The organism is Mucilaginibacter calamicampi (genome assembly GCF_042676765.1).
In the GTDB taxonomy this organism is placed as follows: Bacteria; Bacteroidota; Bacteroidia; order Sphingobacteriales; family Sphingobacteriaceae; genus Mucilaginibacter; species Mucilaginibacter calamicampi.
Window position 1 is genome coordinate 731,056 of record NZ_JBHTHU010000005.1, and the last position, 20,947, is coordinate 752,002.

Genomic DNA, 20,947 nt, shown 5'->3' on the forward strand with positions numbered 1-20,947 from the left:
TTGCGAGGAACGAAACAATCTCTACACGCGCTAATAAAAACCGAAGTGATCAAACTTGGGCAAATGTCTTTTGCTATCATCCGGCGTCTTTGCGAGGAACGAAGCAATCTCTACACGCGCTAATAAAAACCGCGGTGATCAAACTTGGGCAAATGTCATTTGCTATCGTCCGGCATCTTTGCGAGGAACAAAACAATCTCTACACGCGGTAATAAAAACCGCGGTGATTAAATTGAGGCAAAAGTCTTTTGCTATCGTTCCTCGCAAAGACGGGTGGGAATGAAGCACACGTTAGGTTCGCTACCCTGAGTACCACAATTATTTCTTCCTTTCCAACCAAATTTCTATAACTTGCTTAAAAAACCAAACCATGAAAAAGCACCTGTTCCTTTCAATCGCATTACTGCTGGCCTTTGTTACAATAACTTTCGCTCAAACCGCCGTTCTATCAACAGAAGAAGTAATGAATAAAGCCTACGCGCAGGCCAAAAAGGAGAATAAAAAAGTAATGGTGATCTTCCACGCTTCGTGGTGCGGCTGGTGCAAAAAAATGGAAGCATCAATGAACGACCCCAAGCTGAAAAAGTTTTTTGATGACAATTATGTAGTAGCCGCGCTTACAGTAAAGGAGAGCAAGGGTAAAGAAAACCTGGAAAACCCCGGTTCGTTAGATTTTATGAACAAACATAAAGGCGATAAGGCCGGTTTGCCGTTTTGGTTTATTACCGATGCCAGCGGCAAAGAACTGGCAGATAGTCAGGCCCGCCCTGAAGGTGCCGGTTTAGATACTTATGGCAACAATGTTGGCTGTCCGGCATCGCCCGCGGAGGTGGCTTATTTTGCTAAAGTACTTAAACAAACTACTCCGTTAAAAGATAGCGAGATAGCTATGATAAGCGAGCGTTTTGCTAAAAATCAGGAATAGTAGCAGCGGTAAAACGATCAGCCATAATTGATAAAATCTTCAACGCTGGCTGTTGTTTCAACGGTTTTATTAGGCACAGGTGTTAATTTATTTTATTGGCGGAAAAGATAAAGTTTCTGTTTGGTCTTTTCTTTCTTCTTCGTCACGGTATAAGCCATAAGCCACAACTCTCGTTGAATCGGCATCAAAAAAAACTTTGATGTGACCCACATCCATTTCGTTATAATCGCTGGTTTTTAAATGTTTTTCAAAAATAAAATGCTTCGCAAATATGTCAATCTTAGCTGGTATCAACATCCCTTGGTAGGTTGATTGAACCCTTAATTTCTCATCTTCATAATAGATATTATTAACGGGCATAACAAGTTTTCCAATCAGGGATAATACCATCACTACACCTAAAAAAGGTATTAATAACGTTCCTGCCATAAACATAGGGACAAGCGAAAATATTTTAAAATACCATTTTTCAATTTTACTTTTTGATGCCTCGTTTGATATTAAACGAAAGAATATGCCGGTTAGTAAGGTAAGTATAATAACAATTCTTGTTGTCCACTGGCCCCTAAGCCCCAATGAAAATACCCCGTAAAGCAGGGCAACTATTATACAGAAAAACAAGGCGGTAAAATGCACCTTTTTTAAGGGGCCTGATATTTTAGGCGTTAATTTCCAGGCTACATTTTTGTTCCGGTAAAAAAAAGCTACCAGATAAATGCAGATAAATAGTACAGTTAAAACAAGCGACATACGTTGTGATAAAAAGGGTTTTGACTATAAATATAAACGAAAAATGAATTCTACTCCTATAACCTCTAATTAAAAATATTAATTACTAAAAAAATTAGTAATTTAGCTTTTGTTAGTATTATGGTATGAAGGTAAGCGAAAGAGCATTTGAAAAGCTGGAAATATTGGCGGATGCGGCAAAGTACGACGTATCATGCGCATCAAGCGGGAGTAAGCGGCAAAATAAAGACAAAGGTTTAGGCAACGCCAGCAACGGCATTTGCCATGCGTATACCGAAGATGGGCGGTGCGTATCCTTACTTAAAATTCTGTTAACCAACCACTGCATATTTGATTGCGCTTATTGTGTTAGCCGCAAGAGCAACGATGTTAAACGCGCTGCTTTTACGGTAGAAGAGGTGGTTGACCTCACCATAAACTTTTACCGCAGAAATTACATTGAGGGCCTGTTTTTAAGCTCGGGGATATTTGACAGTGCCGATGTTACCATGGAGCGCCTGGTGCGTATTGCCAAAAAACTACGACTGGAAGAAAACTTTAATGGCTATATCCATTTAAAAGCCATACCCGGTGCCAGCGCCGAGTTATTGAAAGAAGCAGGCACTTACGCCGACCGCCTGAGTGTTAACGTAGAAATGCCTACTGAAAGCGGCCTCAAACTGTTAGCGCCTGATAAAAGCCACAAAGACGTAATACAACCCATGCAATATCTTAAAAAGGCAATTGTGGGCTATAAAGAGGAAAAAAAGCTAATTAAAAGTACCCCCGCATTTGCACCCGCGGGGCAAAGTACGCAAATGGTTATTGGCGCTACCGGCGAAAGCGATATGGAGATTTTGGGGATGGCCAATTACTTTTATAAAAAGATGAATTTACGGCGGGTGTATTATTCGGGTTATGTGCCGATAAGTATGGATAACCGTTTGCCTGCCATTGGTACGCCTGTGCCGATGATCCGCGAGAACCGGTTGTACCAGGCCGATTGGCTGGTGAGAAATTACGGCTTTAATGTTAATGAACTGGTGGGTTTTGATCTGCCTAATCTCGATCTGGAAATTGACCCTAAATTGGGATGGGCATTGCGCAATTTGCACGCGTTCCCGGTAGACATAAATACTGCCGAACTTGAAATGATAAAGCGTATACCCGGCATAGGTGTTTTAAGCGCGCAAAAAATAGTTTCGGCCAGGAAGTTTAGAACGCTGCAACCCGAAGATCTGCAAAAAATGGGTGTGGCTTATAACAGGGCAAAATATTTTTTGGCGGCGAGTAGTCCGTTTGCTATGCATAAAGATTATACGCCAATACAGATACGGCAGCAGATCTTAGCGATACAAAACAGCAAGTACGTTAACAACTTTTCGCCGCAGATGGCAATGTTTTAAAAGAAAAAAATCTGTCATTCTGAGCGATAGCGAAGAATCTTATAAAAGAGGCTCTACCAAGCGCTTGGTTTGCAAAACGTATAAGATTCTTCGCTGTCGCTCAGAATGACAATACATTTAGAGTGAAGTTATTATGACCACCATAATTTACGACGGCACCTATAAAGGCTGGCTTACCGCAGTATTTGAGATCTATGAGCATAAATTGCAGGATATAACTTTCGCAAGGGAAGGGGAGCCGGCCGCGTCGCTTTTTGGTGTAACGCATCATGTAGTTACCAACCAGGGTAAGGCAGAACGGGTGCTTAATGGTTTGAAGCAAAAACTATCTGCTGACGGCTTAAATCAGCTATACAAAACCTTTTTTTCTGAGGTGGATAAGTTTGATGAGAAGATGTGGCGCTACGTACAATATGTTTTTGCATCGGCGCATAATGTAGAGGGGGACCTGAGTAATAATGCCATTTGGGAAGTTAGGCAGGCGGCTAAATTTGTACATCGCGAAAGTCACCGGATGAAGGCGTTTATCCGCTTTAAACTAACAAAGGATCAACTGTTCTACGCTATTGTTGAGCCCGACTGTGCTGTGCTGCCGCTAATAGCTGATCATTTTAAAAAGCGCTATGCAGATCAGCGTTGGTTGATCTATGATGCCAGGCGAAGGTATGGCGTTTACTATGATCTGGAAACCTCAAGCCATGTTGAGTTAACGTTTAACACATCAGCATCAGCTCAAAATATTACCGAATTATATGATGAACGCGAGGAGTTCTTTCAGGATATGTGGCGGCGTTATTTTGGCTCGGTAAATATTAAGGCCCGGAAAAATTTACGCCTGCATGTGCAGCATATGCCCAAACGTTACTGGAAATATCTAACAGAAAAACATCCCGAAAGCCGGCTGCTTTAAAAGAAGAACATGCTTGTTTAAAATATTTTTTTTATTGTATTCCTCATCGTAAATTTAAGTGTGAAAATAGCGATCATCATTTTGAGTTTGCTAAATGGTGGGTACATGCTGGCCGATGGAATTTATGTACTTGTTAATGGCAAATATATAGGGCCAGCCAAACCCGGCCCCTGGGCCAATGTTTTTCAGTTTTTTAAAGTAGATGTATTTAAGCTGGTCCGCTATTTATTGTGTTCGGCATAGCCTGGTTGAGTTTTGTATTACTATATCTGGCTAATGTTAGCTGGGCATTCACTTTTGGCATTATCCTATGTATGCTCACATTTTGGTATCTGCCTGTTGGTACCGTTTTTTCGCTTATTATTCTTAGCCTTATTCTGTTTTTAAGATCCAAGTCGGGATAACTGTGAGGATTATTCCCAATTTTAATAGCCGTTAATACTTTGAAACAATGCCCGTTGCCGGATGTTGTAAATAACAGTATCTATCTAATTGTTAAAGCAATGAAAAATACCGCCATACTGTTATTGGCAGCTCTCTGCATTCTGATCAGCTGTAAATCAAACAACACACCCCAACCCGATGATGAGAATGCCAACCCACCTGCATTGGGAAAATATAGCATTGTGCAGGCTTTTCCTAACATGGCCGCCATTACCAATCCCATAGAACTTACTGCACCCAATGATGGTACCAACCGTATTTTTGTAGCATCAGTAAAAGGCACTATTAATGTATTTGCTAATGACGCTACCACAAGTGCGAAAAATGTTTTTTTAGATATTATTAGCAAGGTGGCCAGTGGGGGGGAGTTGGGTTTGTTAGGGTTGGCTTTTAGTCCGGATTATAAAACCAACGGGTATTTCTATGTAAATTATACAAGACGCAATCCGTCGTTGGAGACGGTTATAGCACGCTATAAAGTAAGCGCGGGCAATCCCAACCAGGCTGACCCGGCAAGCGAGGAGATCCTGATAACCTTTGCACAGCCGTTTGAAAATCATAATGGCGGTAAATTGGCCTTTGGTAATGACGGCTTTTTATACATAGCCACCGGTGATGGCGGCAGCGGGGGTGACCCGAACAAAAACGGACAGAACAATAAAACCCTGCTTGGCAAAATTTTACGGATAGATGTAAGCGCGGCAGGTGCTTATAAAATTCCGGCGGATAACCCTTTTAAAGGCAATACAACCGGCTTACGCGAAGAGATATATGCTTATGGCATGCGTAACCCATGGCGCTTTAGCTTTGACCGTACAACCGGGATGCTTTGGGCGGCAGACGTTGGCCAGGACAAAACGGAGGAGATAGATATTATTGAAAAGGGCGGCAACTACGGTTGGAACCCAATGGAAGGTGGCGATTGTTATGTATCCGGCTGTGATAAAACGGGGCTTACGTTACCTATATATTCTTATAGTCATAGTATAGGCTCAAGTATTACTGGTGGCTACGTATCGCGTGATAAAAACCTGCCGGGTTTAAACGGCAGGTATATTTATGGCGACTACGTATCGGGTAGTATATGGGCCTTGTCTAATGCCAACAAAACCGCCGGTCAGAATGATCTGATAGGTAAAGTCAGCGGTGGTACATTATCATCCTTTGGTGAAGACAGTAATAATAACCTGTATATTTTGAATTACAGCGAAGGTAAGATCTATAAGTTTGTTGTAGCTCCTTAGCAAATTTTGTCATTGCAAGGTACGAAGCAATCGTACGGAGAAAAGCCGTATGCAAAGCTCGAGATTGCTTCGTGCCTGGCAATGACATCTTTTTATTACGTCACGGGTATACCCACGAAGAGATTTTATGTTAAAAATAATTAGCATTGATATCGTCAATCAGGCCAATGTTAGTTGGTTGCCAGCCTAATGCGTTGCGCGTATGTTCGCTCACCGAAGGGCAGCTAACCGCGGCAAAATGAGCCAACCAGCCAAAATGTTCGGCAACCTGTTCCCCGGTTTTACTTTTTACAGGGATGTTTAATTTTTTGCCAATTACCTCTGCTATTCCGCGGAACGGCACACCACGCTCAGCCACGGCATTAAGTACCCTTAAACCGGGTTGCTTTTCAATTACCAGGCGGTAAAGCGCCGCAGCATCATTACGATGAACGCCGGGCCACAGGTTGCTGCCATCGCCTACATAAACGGACTCATCTTTAGCGCGTGCCATATCTATCACCATCGGCACAAAGCCATGGTCTCCTTTACCGTGAACGCTGGGCGATAAGCGAACAATGTATGCGTTTATTCCCCTGGTCATCGCCTCATTCGCTGCTTCTTCAGACGCGGCCCTCGGTATTTTATCAGCGCCGGCTGGTAAAGCGTCCAACTCGGTCACCTCCCTGCCATCGCTTATTAAGCCTACGCCGGATGTTACCACCAGTGGCTTTTGGGTTCCGGCTAAAGCGGCGGTAAAAATGCTTATTACGCGACGATCGGCCTCGCAGCTTGCTTTATACTGCGTAAAATCGTGATTGAAAGCGGTGTGAATAATAGCGTCGCAACGCTGCGCGGCCTTGGTTATGGCGATTTCGTCATTAACATCGCCCAGCAAAACTTCGGCACCCATGGCTGCAACATCCTGTGCGCCGTTTTCAGAGCGTACCAGCCCCAGTACCTTATGGCCGTTATTCAATAATTCCTTAACCACTGCCGAGCCTACAAATCCAGAGGCTCCTGTTACAAATACTTGCATAATTTCAAATTTTATATCACAAAATTGAAAAATGCCAAAATGGAAAAAGAGGTCATTTGACGCTATTTTATCAATAGCGCTGCAATTGCGCCTGCCTTACGCGGTTAAGTGTTTTTAAAGAAATACCCAGATAAGCAGCTATCATTTTAAGCGAGAGCCTGTTGGAAAGGTGAGCGCTGTTTTTTAAAAAGTCCTCATACTTTTCTTCGGGACCGGCGCTTAACAACGTGTGTAAACGGTTCCTGGCACCGTGCATATTGTCTGAGATTAGAAGATCAGAAAATTTTTTAAGTCCTGGTATAGTAAGCAGCAAATGATCAAAATCGGGCTTTACCCACATTAGAATTTCGCTGGGCTCAACAGCGCTGATGTTATATTTTGACGGAATACCCCTGTTATAGCTTTCTGCATCAAGCGTCCAGTTATTTTCGGGTGCAAATTGCAGAATATGTTCATTTCCGTCGGGTGTTAAACCGTAAGTTCTTAGTAAACCTGATAATACGAAAACCTTATGCCGGCAGGTATTACCCGCTTCAAGCAAAATTTCATTCCGGCGCAGTTTTCTGGCAACGGCCCTTTGACATACAAGTTCTATATCGCTCGCCGTCACCGAGCTGTTGTTTAGCAAATAGGCTTTAAAAATATCCATCATCCACCCAAAGTTAAATATTCATTTACTAAAATTGCGCTCAATAATATTGTGTTATAAGTGAAGATCTACATAAAAAAGGTTTCGCATCACCGTTGCGAGTATAAATTGAAGGGCGAACATCAAGACGCTGTTATATCCGGTCTTGATGTTAAAACCTACCTCATACACGACATAACTCACTTTGTGGTTGAACAAAACTTAGAATATACCGATGGTTTTTGGGGAATGCTTGCTCAAGGCTATTCGTTTACCCAATTGGCAGGTAAGCAAAACGAACTAACGCCCGGATTACGCGCTATTGAAAAAATTGTGGGGCCCGTACAATCAGTTTATATGGGCTTTATTACTATAGACCAATTTGATACCTACACTTCGCACCTTGATGTGCATACCGATATTCATTGGCTAAAAAATTGTATAGAATCAGTTGAAAATATCTATGCAGAATGGGAAAAATTAAAGCCGGGCGAGGAGTTTTTTTTGGTGTGGCCTTTGCATAAATAGTTAGTTTCTAAACTTTTCGGCAACGTTTTTGTTATTAAACAGTGTCATAAATAATATGACTAAGTATTAACTAACAACAAGCTTATGAAAAGTAAAATATTATTAGGGGTACTATTTACCGCGGCTGTAATAACACAGGGATGTGTGAGTAAAAAAGAATACGCAGCGCTGCAGACCAGCTATTCTGATCTGCAAAAAAAGCAAAGTGAACTTAAGCAAAGTTATGATCTTACCCAACGCGAACTGGAAGGCTCCAGATCAAGGGTAAAAAGTTTAGAGGAGCAGATAGCTTCAGAAAAATCAAACCTGGCGGGATTACAGGACGCTTTAAACAAGTGTTTAGCGGGTAACACACAGGGAGGTGCCAATATTTCAAAACTGGTTGACGAGATCAACGCATCTAACAAATACATTAAGCAACTTATAGCAGCAAAAGGTAAAAGCGATTCGCTTAATACCGTGCTAACCAATAACCTAACCCGCTCATTAAGCAGGGAAGAAATGCAGGGAGTAGATGTACAGGTACTTAAAGGTGTAGTGTATATCTCGTTGTCTGACAATATGTTATACAAATCAGGTAGCTATGAAATATCAGACAAAGCAGGTAGCACTTTAGATAAAATTTCTAAGATCATAAAAGATTACTCAACTTATGATGTATTGATTGAAGGTAACACGGATAACGTGCCGATTAAGCAAACCAACATCCGCAATAACTGGGATCTGAGCGCGCTGCGCGCATCTTCTGTTGTGCAATCGCTGCAAAACACCTACGGGGTTGATCCTAAACGTTTAACAGCGGGTGGCAGGGGCGAATATAACCCTGTTGCCGAAAATACGACCGATGCAGGTAAAAGCCGTAACAGGCGTACACAGATCATAATTACACCTAAGCTGGATCAGTTTATGGATCTGATAGGTAAGCCACCGGCAACTGCCACCAATAATTAATTGATCGCTATTTTCGGTACAGTTGTTGCATCTGTTATATCGTACTAAAAATAAAAACCTATGAAAGCGCAGGATTTTAAGAATAACGAGAAACATCAAGGTAAAACTACAGCCGACAGGGCTTTTACAGACCATCGCGAAGACCAAAAACAACGCGGTATAAGTAATTCCGGCGGGCAGCCATCCTTTACAACATCAACTAAGGATAGCGCTCATCAGCCACAAAAAAGAAAAGATTAGTAGATGTATTGATACAGTAAAATGCCCTTCCGATAATCCGGAAGGGCATTTTTTGTTTATCATTTATAGCGCGTAAACTATTACGTTTTCGTAAAAATACCACTTCAATTAAGCTGCAGTTGGCATAACTGTGCTAATTTTAAGCTTTAAACCAATTAACCTATGTTTAATAGAAATAACACTTTTCTAGGTGCGTTAAAACAATGCGCGGTAATATTATTTGCGGTAGTTTATACCCAGGGAGCACTTGCACAGTCTGCTCAAAAAGGTTGGGTAGGTACATGGGGCACTGCCCGCCAACTGGTTGAACCTAACAACATGCCACCTGCTCCGGGCTTAACTAACAATACCATACGGCAAGTTGTAGCTGTGTCTATAGGTGGCAGTAAAATAAGGCTTAAATTCTCTAACGAGTTCAGCAAAACGCCAACTACCTTAAAAACTGTACAGATAGCGATATCAAAAGGCGGAAGCGCTATTGACGAGGCCACCACTAAAACCTTAAAGTTTGATGGCAAGGAAGAAGTAACACTGGCACCCGGAGTGGAGATCACCTCAGATGCTATTGCATTTAAACTACAACCAAGAACGGAAGTTGCAATTACCATTGCTTACGGCGAGACATCACAGACAGTTACCGGCCATCCTGGTTCGCGTACAACATCATATATACTTACAGGTAATCAAACAGTGGCTAATACGGATTATGCTGCCGCTGTTAAAACAGATCATTGGTATAACATTACCGGCATAGATGTAGAAAATACTTCAAAAAACGCGGGTGCTGTAGCTACTTTCGGCGATTCTATTACTGATGGTCGCGGATCTGGCACTAATAAGCAAAACCGCTGGCCCGATATTCTGGCGATGGAACTGTTGGGGAATAAAGCCACTCAAAACGTTGGTGTGCTTAACATGGGTATTGGTGGTAACGCTGTGCTTAGAGGAGGCTTGGGCCCTTACGCGCTTAGCCGTTTTGAGCATGATGTGCTTAACCAGGCTGGTATAAAATGGGTGATAATATATGAAGGCGTAAACGACCTGGGAAATAAACGTGATAGTACAGTAGCCTATAAAATAGCTGCCGACCTAATAACCGCATACGAAAAAATGATAACTGATGCCCACGCCAAAGGAATAAAGGTATATGGCGCTACCATTACGCCGTTTAAAGGCAATGGTTATTATAGCGTGCATGCCGAAGGCGCCCGCCAAAAGGTGAACGAGTGGATACGTAAGAGCGGTAAATTTGATGCCCTTATTGATTTTGATAAAACAGTGAGAGACCCTGCCAATCCTGAAGCATTGTTAGATGCAGCGCAATCTGGTGCTAACGACCATTTGCACCCTAATGAACAGGGGTATGTAATGATGGGAAAATCAATAGATCTAAAACTGTTTAAATAACAGTTAATTTGATTTTAAAAATAGAACGCCTGCAATATTTATCTGTTGCAGGCGTTGTAGTAGTATTATGTTAGCAGGAATATCAACATATAAGGAAAAGATAGCGGCGCATACAATTAATTGTATTTATGCATTTGCTGTGTTTGTTGGTTTTCGCTTCATCAATTATCATCTGCAATATGCTTTTCTAAAAAGCAGTAAGGACTTCATCAATTAAGCCCCACCACATTGTGGTTAGGGGCCGGTTAAAAACTCAGTTTTTTCACTGTATTGATAGGTTAAATAATGATCCATTTTCTTAGTCCAAACAAGCATCTGTTATACAAGCGCAACCAAATGCGGCAACCGCTCGCCGGGTGTAGCTTATCTGTGGCTATTCATTCTCATTTTGGCTTTTTTGCCCAAACTGCAAGTAAAGACTTTGTCAGGTAAGCCCCTGCCACAATAGTGGTTAGGGGCCGGTTAAAAAACATAGTTTTTTCACTGTCTAATCTTTACTTGTTATGAAAAAAAATCAGATCAGACCCTTGGGTGGTCTATATTTAGCGCTTCTTTTTATTTTTAACATTAGCCTGGTAGCTATCGCCGTTATAAAAAACGATGATATTTATGTTGCCTACGCTATTTTGATATCATGTTTTCAGTTTTACATATGCCATAAGAGCAGGGTTTTCCGCATTCTATTTAGCGTTGATACGCCTGAATCACAGCGACCTATGCAGCCCCGCGACGCACATAAAAAGGAACCAAAATACCACGAGATCCATCTGAATTAAGTAGCCCGTAGATGGCTGTATCTAAATAATAAGTGTTAAAGCAACAATTATATTACATTATAATATTGGATGCTTTTTAGCGTAATTTCATATATAACTAATACCATATTTATTAACCTGAATATTTATATGAAAAGCGTGATATGCCACCGCCGAACGGGGTAACGTCAGTTTAAATTACTGACTATTTTTACTTGTTTCTGTGTAAGCAAACCTTATCAATCTATCGTACTCACAACTCATCTTAACTACCTTGAAAACCTTAATTAACTTAGCATTCCTTTTGCTCATTTTTTCGTGCCGGTCATTTGCGCAGGCACCCGCCGCGCGTGCGCGGCGGCAGGAACCGTTACCGCCACCATTAACCAGCAGGCAAGTGAGCGGGGTAGTTAAAGACGCAAAAGGTGAAATAATTGTAGGAGCTGTAGTTACATTAAAATCAACAACTGATAGCCTGGTGGCGGCTACCAATGAGGATGGTATATTTATATTTAAGGAAGTAAAACAGGCCACTTTTTTATTAGAAGTAAAAGCGCTGGGCAATCTGCCGTATATAAAAAGATACTTAAACAACGATGTTGCCCAACGGATTGTACTTGATCCTGTTTTAATGAAAAACCAGGAAAATTTGCTTGATGAAGTTAAAATTGATGGTTCACCAAGTATTGTATACAAAGTTGATACGGTTGAATATCGCGCGGCTGATTATAAGGTGAGGCCAAACGCCACGCTTGATGAACTATTAAAAAAAATGGAAGGCATGGAGGTGGGTACCGATGGATCCTTAACACATCAGGGCCAAAACATAACCCGGGCAAAACTTAACGGAAAAGAATATTCGGGTGGGAATGTGGCGCAGGCCATACAAAATTTACCGGCAGATATTATTGAGAAAGTACAAATAGTTGACGACTATGGCGACCAGGCCGCACGTACAGGTGTAAAAGACGGCGACCCGCAGAAGATATTAAACGTAACTACCCGGGCCGACAGGTCTGTAGGTACTACCGGACGTTTAACCACACAATACGGAAGTAATGACAGGTATAACGGCCAGCTATTTTTACAACGCTTAAATGGTAACAGGCAGTTAGGCGTTATTGCCAACTTTCGTAATACGGTTAACGGCGTAGCCTCAACCGGCGATACCGGCGGCGGTGGTGGCGGAGGTAGCGGAGGTACGACCAAAACTGCATCGCCAACACTAAACTACCGCGACCAATGGAACAAGAAAACACAGGTAGTTGGCAGTTACGCTTACACTTACAGTAACAATAACGTTATCAACAAAAGCTTTGGGCAGCGCTTTAGCGCAATTGCAGTTAGCCCGGGTACGTTTATTAACGATCAAAGCAGCGGGTCGCTAAGCAACGGGCACCGTGCAGCATTTGAAATAGATTATGACCTTGACAGCGCCAACTATATGCAAATAAACCCAACCTTTAATACTACAAGTTCCAACTCAGTTTCTAACTCTTTATCAGACAATGTAAATAACTACACCACTACGGGTTTCGAGCATAAGCTGGTAAAATCAGTTACTTCAAGTATAAATAACAATTCATCTTTTGGCTTAACGGCGCTGTATCTGCATACTTTTAAAAAGCCCAAACGTAATGTATCTGTTCAGCTAAGTGTTAACCGATCACAAACAGATGGGAGCACTGATGCTAATACACATACTAAAAACTACGCCGATACCACACAAAACACATTGTTAGCAGACTCGCTATCGCATGTGCTCACAGATCGTAAAAGTGATAACACTACTTACCGCGCAACATTAACTTATGTAGAGCCATTAAGTAAAAACGCCTTATTACAATTTGCGGGCGAAACGCGTTACGCCGTTTACGATAACACAGCCTTAACAGATACCGTTAAGGCTGATGGAACTGTAGTTCGCAATCCTAGTATGGATAATATTTACAACTATTCAATACACGAGACGCGACTGTCGCTTAATTATCGATACAATGCCGAAAAATACAATCTGTCGTTGGGCGCGGCGGTGGTGCCTTTTGCTCTTAACGGATCAAAAATCAACAATTCTACCGGCCTTTTCGAACCTACTACGCGAACCTATACCCGCATTATACCGGTGCTGCGGTACAACTATAATTTTTCGCGTACAGAAAAGTTGCAGATAACCTACACCGGCCGTAACAGTGAGCCTAATTTTTCCCAAATTCAGCCATTTATAGATCGTTCCAACCCTAATAACGTTATTATTGGCAACCCTGACCTGAAACCAACATTTACCCATTCAATTAATACCAGTTACAACAACTACCTGGCTAATGCAAAGCTTAATTTTTCAATTACGCTGAACGGAAGCCTTATTGATAACCAGGTAAGCACTAACACGTTTATTAAACCCGTACCTATTGGTAACGGCAAAAACCGGTCAATAAGCGAGGTGCATTATGTAAACATCAGTGGCGCAAAGCAATACAGCAGCAGGTATAATTTTTCTAAAAGCTTTGATAACCGCGCCTATGTTCTTGCTGTAAACGGAAGTATTGATTATAATTTTGGCTACGGTATGAGCGAAGGGATACGCTACAACACTACCACCTGGAATATAAGCCAGCGCTTTGGCCCACAAATAAACCCCGCGGAATGGATTGAATTTAACCCCTATTATGAATACCGGCTTCAGCGTACATTTTCAACCGCTGCTAAGGCTACTGCTACTTCACTGCAAACCAACTCGTTTGTGGTAACCAGCAAAATGTATTTCTTTAAAACTTTCCAGGTTAACTATCGTGTATCCAAAAGTTTTGTAACCGGTTTAGCTAATAATAATACCAAACCACTTATTATCAATGCCGGTTTTGAGAAGGAGTTTTTTGCGCGTAGGAATCTGGTGTTAACCTTTAATATTTTTGATTTGCTGCATCAAAATAACTTCGTTCAGCAAACTGTATCATCGCAAGGTGTAACCAATACGTTGTCAAATGCTTTAAGCAGGTACTTCCTGTTTGGGTTGCGGTTAAATCTGCAAAAATGGAGCGGAAGGCCACAGCGCGGCGGACGCGTGCTGGAGCGTCGCGGTGACGGAAGCTTTATTTATTAGATAAAATCTTACTATAGCGATTACCCACCTATAAGCTGCCATATATCTTTTGTGGCAGCTTATGGGCGGGTTTGCTATTTTCTAAAACTTCCGTCTAATAATGCCAATAATTTGTAGCTTTCCCCTTTTAAAGCTGACAGAAAATTTTAATCCAACCATAATAACTTTATGACTGAAAATAAAAAAACGACCGACGCGCTGGACTACCATGCTATGGGTAGGCCGGGTAAGATAGAGGTCATCCCTACTAAACCTTACCGCTCACAACGCGATCTCTCGCTTGCTTACTCACCCGGCGTAGCCGAACCCTGTTTAAGAATTGCCGAAAACGAAGAGGATGCCTACAAATACACTGCAAAAGGAAATTTAGTTGCAGTAATAAGTAACGGCACCGCGGTATTGGGTTTAGGTGATATAGGCGCACAGGCCGGCAAACCAGTAATGGAAGGCAAAGGCTTGCTGTTTAAAATATTTGCTGATATTGATGTGTTTGACCTGGAGTTGAACACCAAGAATATAGATGAGTTTGTAAATACTGTAAAAATACTTGAGCCTACTTTTGGCGGTATTAACCTGGAAGATATAAAGGCACCTGAGTGTTTTGAAATTGAAACCCGGTTAAAGGCCGAGATGAATATTCCGGTAATGCACGACGACCAGCATGGCACGGCCATTATATCATCTGCTGCCTTAATAAATGCCTGCGAATTGCAGCAAAAAGACATAAGCAAAGTAAAGATAATTATTAATGGGGCAGGGGCTGCAGCGATATCGTGTGCGCGTCTTTACCTGAGCGTGGGCGCTACCAAAGAGAATATTGTGATGCTGGACAGGAAAGGCGTTATCCGTGCCGATAGGGCCGACCTTGAACCTATTAAAGCAGAGTTTGCAACTACCAGTACGCATTTAAATACATTAGACGAGGCTATTAAAGATGCTGATGTGTTTATAGGCCTATCAAGCGCCAATACCTTTAGCCCGGAAATGCTGCTGTCTATGGCCCCGAATCCTATAGTTTTCGCTATGGCTAACCCTGATCCGGAGATTGCGTATGATCTGGCGGTTAATACACGTAACGACGTTATTATGGCAACGGGCCGCTCTGATTTTCCTAACCAGGTTAACAATGTTTTGGGTTTCCCATTCATTTTCAGGGGAGCTTTGGATGTGCGCGCCAGGGCCATTAATGAAGAGATGAAAATAGCGGCGGTATATGCTATTGCAGAGCTGGTTAAAAAACCTGTACCCGAGTCGGTTACGCAGGCGTATAACGTTAAGCACTTAACATTCAGTAAGGAATACATTATTCCTAAACCAATGGACCCACGCTTGATAAGCACGGTGTCTCCGGCAGTTGCAAAAGCGGCTATAGCATCAGGAGTGGCCAGGAAGGTAATTACAGATTGGGATGCTTACGAAGAGGAGCTAAATCAGCGCCTGGGTGTAGAAAACGTTATGCTGCGCGCGCTTACCAATAAAGCCAAAGCCGCACCTAAGCGCGTTGTTTTTGCGGAAGCGGATAACTACAAAATTTTAAAGGCTGCTCAAATCGTAAAAGACGAAGGAATAGCGATACCAATTTTGTTGGGGAATAAGGAACGCATAAAGGCGCTGATGAACGAAAATAACCTCAACCTGGATGATGTTCAAATATTTGAGCCTGCCTTAGAAGCCGAAAAGCTAAAGCAATACGCTGAGTTTTTATACAAGAAAAGACAACGCAAGGGAATGAGCAGGAAGCAGGCCAATAAGCTGATTCTTGACCGTAACTACTTTGGCGCGTCAATGGTTCAGTTTGGCGATGCAGACGCGCTTATATCCGGTATTACGATGGACTATGCCGTTACGGTGAAACCGGCTTTGCAGATAATAGGTACCAAGCCATCAATAAAAAGGGTTGCAGGCATATATATGATGCTAACCAAACGCGGACCGATATTTTTAGGCGATACCAGCATAAACAAGGACCCGTCTGTTGATGAATTGGTGGATATTACCGTATTGGTTAATGATGCTGTTAAGAAATTCAATGTAGAGCCACGTATCGCCATTGTATCTTACTCCAACTTCGGTTCAACCGATGGAAAGATCCCGGAGAAAACGGCTGAGGTGGTGCGTGTGATACGCGAGAAATATCCTGACATTGTTATTGACGGCGAAATGCAGGTAAACTTTGCGCTTAACCCAAAACTACTTGAAGAAAACTTTGATTTCAGCACTTTAAAGGATGCTCCGGCAAATACGCTGGTATTCCCCAATCTGGAGTCGGGTAACGTAGCTTATAAAATTTTACAGGAGTTAGGCGAAGCAGAGGCAATAGGTCCTATCCTGTTAGGCCTTAATAAGCCGGTACACGTATTACAAATGGGAAGTACAGTACGAGAGATAGTGAACATGGTTAACATTGCGGTGATTGATGCGCAGGGATGCTAATTATGGGTTTCAGAATAATTTAATAGGCTTTTTGTCATTCTGAGCAATAGCGAAGAATCTTATATGCTTTGCAAGCTCTGCGCTTGATACAGCATTGCTTTACAAGATTCTTCGCTATGCTCAGAATGACAACCTATCTTTTTAGCATGTTAAGCTATGGCTTTATCGTTTAACCGTAACCTTCAAAAAAGTAGCCGGTATAGACGTTGTAGCCGCGTTATCACTTTTATTTTGGCTGATAAACAAAGCCTCCAGTTGCGCTTCCAGTTCTGCCACGGTGCCTGCTTTTTCTGCGGCCTCAAAGGCATTCAAGGTTGGCCCGTAAAACGTTTTGAATGTCTTTAAAAACTCCGTCGGCGAATAGGGCGCGTTGAAAGTGAACGTAGCTTTTTCAAGCCTGATATTTTCCGGCGCGATGCCTGCGTTTACAAAACGTTCTGTTACGTTAGCTTCCACACCCCAAAGCATCGGACTAATAAAACCCTCAGGCGGGGGTCGGGTAAAAGCCGCGCTTGTTTTTAGTATCTGTGCTACAAGGGTAGGGTCGCCCGGTATCCAGTTACCCATCACTATGCGGCCGCCCGGGCGTGTTACACGTACCATTTCTTTCGCCGTATCAAACGGGTTCGACGCGAACATGGCACCAAAGATTGTTACCAGCAGATCAAAAGAATCATCTGCTATTTCGTTAAGATCACTCGCGTCGCCTTCTTTAAATACACAGTTGTTTAAGCCTTCTGTAACAGCCCGCTCATTTGCTGCCTTAACCAAATTGCTTGCTATATCAACTCCTAAAACCTGCGCGCCAAGCCTGGCAGCCGGTATTGCGGTTGTACCATCACCGCAACCCAGGTCCAATACCAACATATCTTTTGTAATACCTAATGTGTTTACCAGTTCCTCGCCGCTTTGGCGCATGGTTGCTGCTAATTGGGTAAAGTCTCCTTTTTCCCATAAAACTTTGTTTGGATTCATCTTAATAAATTTTAAGACAAACGTACAAACAGATTATGCCGCGAAGTTTGCCTTAAAGGTCAGATATGTGCCTGCAAAGGTCAATACTTCACACTGCAACTTCTGCTATGGCCTTTTTGCGGCTTCGGGGTGTTTGGCCAAATAATTTGTTGAACGCCCTGCTAAAATGCGAGCGATTTTCGAAACCACTTTCAAAAGCCGCTTCGGTAACGGTTTTATCGGTATTGGTTAGCAGATGATAGGAGTATTGAAGCCGCTTATCCATTAGCCATTTACCGGGACTAACGTTAAAATGCTTTATAAAATCGCGCTTAAAAGTTGATAGGCTGCGATTGCTTAGTTCTGCAAATTCGTCCAGCTTTAAATTATAGCAGAAATTTTCTTCCATAACCCTTTGTAGCGATACTGCCTGCGGATCATGCAGCAGAGAACAGAAATAGGCCATTAGCTCACCGTTTTTATTGTTACCGGCAAGCGTTAAAATCAACTCCCTGAACTTCACTTCTATTAAAGAAGGATCGGGTTCGCGCCCGCTCTCAAAAATTGTCAGCATGGAGCGGAAAAAGACGTCTACAAGATCATCACTTGCCAGTTGTATAACAGCTTCGTATTTCTTATTAGGTTGATAAAGTGGCAGCGCTTTTGTTTTTAATACCTCAGCAATAAAATCATCGGGTAAATAGAACATCACCAGACAAAATACACCATCAAAAAACTGTTCAACTATAGAGGCACCTTTCCTGATAAAAACGCATGAACCCGGCACTAAATGATAGTCGCCGGTAACGGTGTGCCAGGTTTTATGGCCCTCTACAACGTATACAATATAATTATGCTTGCTCCAAACATCCTGAAAGCGCGATTTAAGCGGGCAATTATATAACGTTATTAAAGTCTCCCCGCATTTAAACTGCCGGTAGTTTTGCGGGTTATTGATCTTATTGGCGTAAATATTAAGCATGCTTTTGCGCAGGTTTACAAATTATGCGCTTCAAAATTAAGTAATTTTTGAATATCAGAAAAAAAGTTAAGCTATAAATGCGCTTAAAATCAATAGGTTAAGATTAATTTGGCTTATAGTATTTAATGACAAAAGGATGAATATATTTAAAAATAAACACCTGTATATTTGTCTAACACTGTTAGATAATTTAATGCAGTGATAAAATGGCAAGCAAGGATAGAAAACAACGCTTAAAAGATGACACCCGGAAAAGTATTCTGGATGCTGCTATGCGTATTGGGAAGGAAGAAGGGTGGCAGGCCTTAAGCATGCGTAAGATAGCCGACATTATAGAATATACCCCGCCGGTTATTTACGAATACTTTGCTAACAAAGAAGCTTTAATGCTTGAGTTAACCAAACAAGGTTACCGCATGTTAGCAAAAGATACTGAGGCTGCAATGAACAGGCATACTTTACCTGAAAAGCAGTTGGAGGATATGTGGCTGGCCTATTGGAATTTCGCTTTTGCACAGAAAGAATTGTATCAACTAATGTTTGGTATAGAAATAAACTGTTGTATCTGGGATAATTCAGTACCCGAAGCAGAGATACCTGCCAACATGATATGGGATGTAATTGGCAAACTAACCGGGTTGGAAAACCCACCCGAAGATCTGATCTGTAAACGCTATTATACATTTTGGTCGGTAGTACATGGCTTGATCTCTATCAACCTGGTACGCCAGGGTGTACCCGATGGAATAAACGAAGAAGTTTTAAAAGACGCCATAGCCGGAATTATCCGCACTATTAAGCCTTAAGTACCTCAATAAATACTAAATAATTTTAATCACTTTATACATACGCCTATGAAAAACTCACCAAATGTTAACTTTTACTTAACACTGTTAAGTAATCTAACTAAGTAATACAAGTCATACATTATACTCTCATTATAACAATATTTTCACTAAAATCATGACAACAAATAGTTTAAACTCACCATACAGATTTAACGATGTTAATAAACATTACAGTGTTAAGGCATCTGACGAGCCGAGCACAATTTATCTCGATAGCATCCGCAAAGCGGTTGGTACCATTCATCCCACTACAAAAACAAATATTATGAAAGTTATACTTCTCGCTATTGTTGCTATTGCGTTGGCCAGTTGCTCATCGCAGCCGCAAACAGCAGCGGCCCCACCACAGGCCTTACCCGTGGCTACCATAAACACCACCACCGACACTACTTACCAGGAATATCCTGCAGCTATTGAAGGTGTAGTTAACGTTGAAGTGAGGCCGCAGGTAAGCGGATCGTTAGACAAAGTTTTTGTTGACGAAGGCGCATACGTAAACGCTGGTCAGCCACTGTTTAAAATTAATGATCAGCCTTTCCGTGCTGCTTTAAACAATGCCTTAGCCAGTCAGCACGCTGCAGAAGGCGCTTTAGCCAACGCGCGCTTAGAAATAGAAAAATATACCCCGCTGGTTCAAAACAAGGTTATTGCAGACTATCAGCTTAATGCAGCAAAAGCAGCTTATGATATAGCAAAAGCAAATATTGAACAGGCTAAAGCTAATGTAGCTACCGCGCAGATCAATTTGGGCTACACAGTTATAAAAGCCCCTGTTAGTGGTTACATAGGCCGCCTGTTAAAAAAGCAAGGTAGCCTGGTTGGCCCCGCAGATGTTCAGGAGCTAACCCGGTTATCTGATGTACACGATGTACATGTTTACTTCTCATTAAGCGAAAAAGACTTCGTGGCCTTTAAAGAACAATACCCCGGCACTACTTTAAAAGATAAGCTACAGCACTTGCCTTTGGTAACGCTGCTATTGTCTGATAACTCTGCCTATGCTGAACAAGGTAAAATAGATATGATAGACGGGCAGTTTGATAAAACTACCGCTGCCATAACTATCCGCGCCAGCTTCGCCAATCCGGATGGACTTTTACGTGCCGGTAATACAGGTAAGGTACGCCTGGGCTTGCAGCATAAAGATGCGCTGGTAGTTCCGGAATCGGCAACAATTGAAATGCAGGATAAGGTGTTTGTGTTTGCAGTTGCTGATAGCAATAAGGTAGAGAAACGCCCCATCAGCATTATCGGCAAAAGCGGAGACAATTACTTGGTTAAGGATGGCGTAAAACCCGGCGACCGCATTGTATTAAGCGGAGTTGACCACTTACAGGAAGGCGCGGTAATTCAGCCACAGCAAAAGGCAGACAAAGTTGCTGCAAATGTAACCCGATAAACATAACGTAACAGCCACTTCATCAGGTGGCATAATAAACGTTTCA

Annotated in this window: 19 protein-coding genes; 14 read left to right on the top strand and 5 right to left on the bottom strand. The window is 42.1% G+C overall.

From position 1 onward, the window contains the following. The first annotated feature begins 370 nt into the window (after positions 1–370). The gene (locus ACFQZS_RS08915; RefSeq protein ID WP_377099357.1) at positions 371–925 is read left to right on the top strand and encodes a thioredoxin family protein; all 555 of its coding nucleotides are present in this window, start codon (positions 371–373) and stop codon (positions 923–925) included. Positions 926–1,012: 87 nt separating this feature from the next. Here ACFQZS_RS08915 and ACFQZS_RS08920 read toward each other — a convergent pair whose 3' ends face one another. After that, the gene (locus ACFQZS_RS08920) at positions 1,013–1,675 is read right to left on the bottom strand and encodes a hypothetical protein (protein ID WP_377099359.1); all 663 of its coding nucleotides are present in this window, start codon (positions 1,673–1,675) and stop codon (positions 1,013–1,015) included. 125 nt (positions 1,676–1,800) lie between these two features. On the opposite strand from ACFQZS_RS08920, the gene ACFQZS_RS08925 reads away from it, so the two are divergent. The 4 genes from ACFQZS_RS08925 to ACFQZS_RS08940 all read left to right on the top strand — a co-directional run bounded on the left by ACFQZS_RS08925 (position 1,801) and on the right by ACFQZS_RS08940 (position 5,658). Then, a complete protein-coding gene (locus tag ACFQZS_RS08925) occupies positions 1,801–3,060 on the top strand; it encodes a putative DNA modification/repair radical SAM protein (RefSeq protein WP_377099361.1) in 1,260 nt (419 codons plus the stop codon). Between the two features lie 133 nt (positions 3,061–3,193). After that, positions 3,194–3,970 carry a TIGR03915 family putative DNA repair protein gene (locus tag ACFQZS_RS08930; protein ID WP_377099362.1) on the top strand — a complete coding sequence of 259 codons (777 nt, stop codon included), beginning with the start codon at positions 3,194–3,196 and terminating at the stop codon, positions 3,968–3,970. Between the two features lie 60 nt (positions 3,971–4,030). Then, a complete protein-coding gene (locus tag ACFQZS_RS08935) occupies positions 4,031–4,213 on the top strand; it encodes a hypothetical protein (protein ID WP_377099364.1) in 183 nt (60 codons plus the stop codon). Positions 4,214–4,473: 260 nt separating this feature from the next. Next, a complete protein-coding gene (locus tag ACFQZS_RS08940; protein WP_377099366.1) occupies positions 4,474–5,658 on the top strand; it encodes a PQQ-dependent sugar dehydrogenase in 1,185 nt (394 codons plus the stop codon). Between the two features lie 130 nt (positions 5,659–5,788). On the opposite strand, the gene ACFQZS_RS08945 is transcribed toward ACFQZS_RS08940, so the two are convergent. Both ACFQZS_RS08945 and ACFQZS_RS08950 read right to left on the bottom strand, forming a co-directional pair. Next, positions 5,789–6,676, bottom strand: a complete 888-nt coding sequence (locus ACFQZS_RS08945; protein ID WP_377099368.1) for an SDR family oxidoreductase — start codon at positions 6,674–6,676, stop codon at positions 5,789–5,791. Positions 6,677–6,746: 70 nt separating this feature from the next. After that, complete coding sequence (locus ACFQZS_RS08950; protein WP_377099370.1) at positions 6,747–7,328, bottom strand: Crp/Fnr family transcriptional regulator; 582 nt, start codon at positions 7,326–7,328, stop codon at positions 6,747–6,749. A 57-nt stretch (positions 7,329–7,385) separates the two neighbouring features. On the opposite strand from ACFQZS_RS08950, the gene ACFQZS_RS08955 reads away from it, so the two are divergent. From ACFQZS_RS08955 to ACFQZS_RS08985, 7 genes are all read left to right on the top strand, one after another. Further along, entirely contained in the window at positions 7,386–7,832 is a 447-nt protein-coding gene (locus ACFQZS_RS08955; RefSeq protein WP_377099372.1) for a hypothetical protein, read from the top strand. Between the two features lie 84 nt (positions 7,833–7,916). Further along, on the top strand, positions 7,917–8,783 hold the full coding sequence (locus ACFQZS_RS08960; RefSeq protein WP_377099374.1) for an OmpA family protein: 867 nt from the start codon (positions 7,917–7,919) through the stop codon (positions 8,781–8,783). Positions 8,784–8,843: 60 nt separating this feature from the next. Next, a complete protein-coding gene (locus ACFQZS_RS08965) occupies positions 8,844–9,023 on the top strand; it encodes a hypothetical protein (RefSeq protein WP_377099376.1) in 180 nt (59 codons plus the stop codon). 162 nt (positions 9,024–9,185) lie between these two features. Next, positions 9,186–10,430: an SGNH/GDSL hydrolase family protein gene (locus ACFQZS_RS08970; protein ID WP_377099378.1), complete on the top strand. Its 1,245-nt coding sequence runs from the start codon at positions 9,186–9,188 to the stop codon at positions 10,428–10,430. 503 nt (positions 10,431–10,933) lie between these two features. Next, positions 10,934–11,206, top strand: a complete 273-nt coding sequence (locus ACFQZS_RS08975; protein ID WP_377099380.1) for a hypothetical protein — start codon at positions 10,934–10,936, stop codon at positions 11,204–11,206. A gap of 253 nt (positions 11,207–11,459) precedes the next feature. Then, on the top strand, positions 11,460–14,285 hold the full coding sequence (locus tag ACFQZS_RS08980; RefSeq protein ID WP_377099382.1) for an outer membrane beta-barrel protein: 2,826 nt from the start codon (positions 11,460–11,462) through the stop codon (positions 14,283–14,285). A 168-nt stretch (positions 14,286–14,453) separates the two neighbouring features. After that, positions 14,454–16,718: an NADP-dependent malic enzyme gene (locus ACFQZS_RS08985; protein ID WP_377099384.1), complete on the top strand. Its 2,265-nt coding sequence runs from the start codon at positions 14,454–14,456 to the stop codon at positions 16,716–16,718. 162 nt (positions 16,719–16,880) lie between these two features. Here ACFQZS_RS08985 and ACFQZS_RS08990 read toward each other — a convergent pair whose 3' ends face one another. Together ACFQZS_RS08990 and ACFQZS_RS08995 are read right to left on the bottom strand one after the other, a co-directional pair. Beyond that, positions 16,881–17,693, bottom strand: coding sequence for a class I SAM-dependent methyltransferase (locus ACFQZS_RS08990; RefSeq protein ID WP_377099386.1), 813 nt, complete (start codon positions 17,691–17,693; stop codon positions 16,881–16,883). Between the two features lie 88 nt (positions 17,694–17,781). Then, positions 17,782–18,654 carry a helix-turn-helix domain-containing protein gene (locus ACFQZS_RS08995; RefSeq protein ID WP_377099388.1) on the bottom strand — a complete coding sequence of 291 codons (873 nt, stop codon included), beginning with the start codon at positions 18,652–18,654 and terminating at the stop codon, positions 17,782–17,784. Between the two features lie 206 nt (positions 18,655–18,860). Here ACFQZS_RS08995 and ACFQZS_RS09000 point away from each other — a divergent pair, with 206 nt between their 5' ends. Further along, entirely contained in the window at positions 18,861–19,460 is a 600-nt protein-coding gene (locus ACFQZS_RS09000) for a TetR/AcrR family transcriptional regulator (protein ID WP_377099390.1), read from the top strand. Positions 19,461–19,767: 307 nt separating this feature from the next. Further along, positions 19,768–20,901 (top strand): efflux RND transporter periplasmic adaptor subunit, encoded by a 1,134-nt coding sequence (locus ACFQZS_RS09005; protein ID WP_377099627.1) that lies wholly within the window; start codon positions 19,768–19,770, stop codon positions 20,899–20,901. Positions 20,902–20,947: the final 46 nt, after the last annotated feature.

Coding starts and splice junctions, on each gene's coding strand:
- ACFQZS_RS08970 (WP_377099378.1), top strand. CDS start 9,186: ATGTTTAATAGAAATAACACTTTTCTAGGTGCGTTAAAACAATGCGCG.
- ACFQZS_RS08945 (WP_377099368.1), bottom strand. CDS start 6,676: ATGCAAGTATTTGTAACAGGAGCCTCTGGATTTGTAGGCTCGGCAGTG.
- ACFQZS_RS08990 (WP_377099386.1), bottom strand. CDS start 17,693: ATGAATCCAAACAAAGTTTTATGGGAAAAAGGAGACTTTACCCAATTA.
- ACFQZS_RS08995 (WP_377099388.1), bottom strand. CDS start 18,654: ATGCTTAATATTTACGCCAATAAGATCAATAACCCGCAAAACTACCGG.
- ACFQZS_RS08930 (WP_377099362.1), top strand. CDS start 3,194: ATGACCACCATAATTTACGACGGCACCTATAAAGGCTGGCTTACCGCA.
- ACFQZS_RS09005 (WP_377099627.1), top strand. CDS start 19,768: ATGAAAGTTATACTTCTCGCTATTGTTGCTATTGCGTTGGCCAGTTGC.
- ACFQZS_RS08960 (WP_377099374.1), top strand. CDS start 7,917: ATGAAAAGTAAAATATTATTAGGGGTACTATTTACCGCGGCTGTAATA.
- ACFQZS_RS08985 (WP_377099384.1), top strand. CDS start 14,454: ATGACTGAAAATAAAAAAACGACCGACGCGCTGGACTACCATGCTATG.
- ACFQZS_RS08925 (WP_377099361.1), top strand. CDS start 1,801: ATGAAGGTAAGCGAAAGAGCATTTGAAAAGCTGGAAATATTGGCGGAT.
- ACFQZS_RS08975 (WP_377099380.1), top strand. CDS start 10,934: ATGAAAAAAAATCAGATCAGACCCTTGGGTGGTCTATATTTAGCGCTT.
- ACFQZS_RS08920 (WP_377099359.1), bottom strand. CDS start 1,675: ATGTCGCTTGTTTTAACTGTACTATTTATCTGCATTTATCTGGTAGCT.
- ACFQZS_RS08915 (WP_377099357.1), top strand. CDS start 371: ATGAAAAAGCACCTGTTCCTTTCAATCGCATTACTGCTGGCCTTTGTT.
- ACFQZS_RS08965 (WP_377099376.1), top strand. CDS start 8,844: ATGAAAGCGCAGGATTTTAAGAATAACGAGAAACATCAAGGTAAAACT.
- ACFQZS_RS08940 (WP_377099366.1), top strand. CDS start 4,474: ATGAAAAATACCGCCATACTGTTATTGGCAGCTCTCTGCATTCTGATC.
- ACFQZS_RS09000 (WP_377099390.1), top strand. CDS start 18,861: ATGGCAAGCAAGGATAGAAAACAACGCTTAAAAGATGACACCCGGAAA.
- ACFQZS_RS08950 (WP_377099370.1), bottom strand. CDS start 7,328: ATGATGGATATTTTTAAAGCCTATTTGCTAAACAACAGCTCGGTGACG.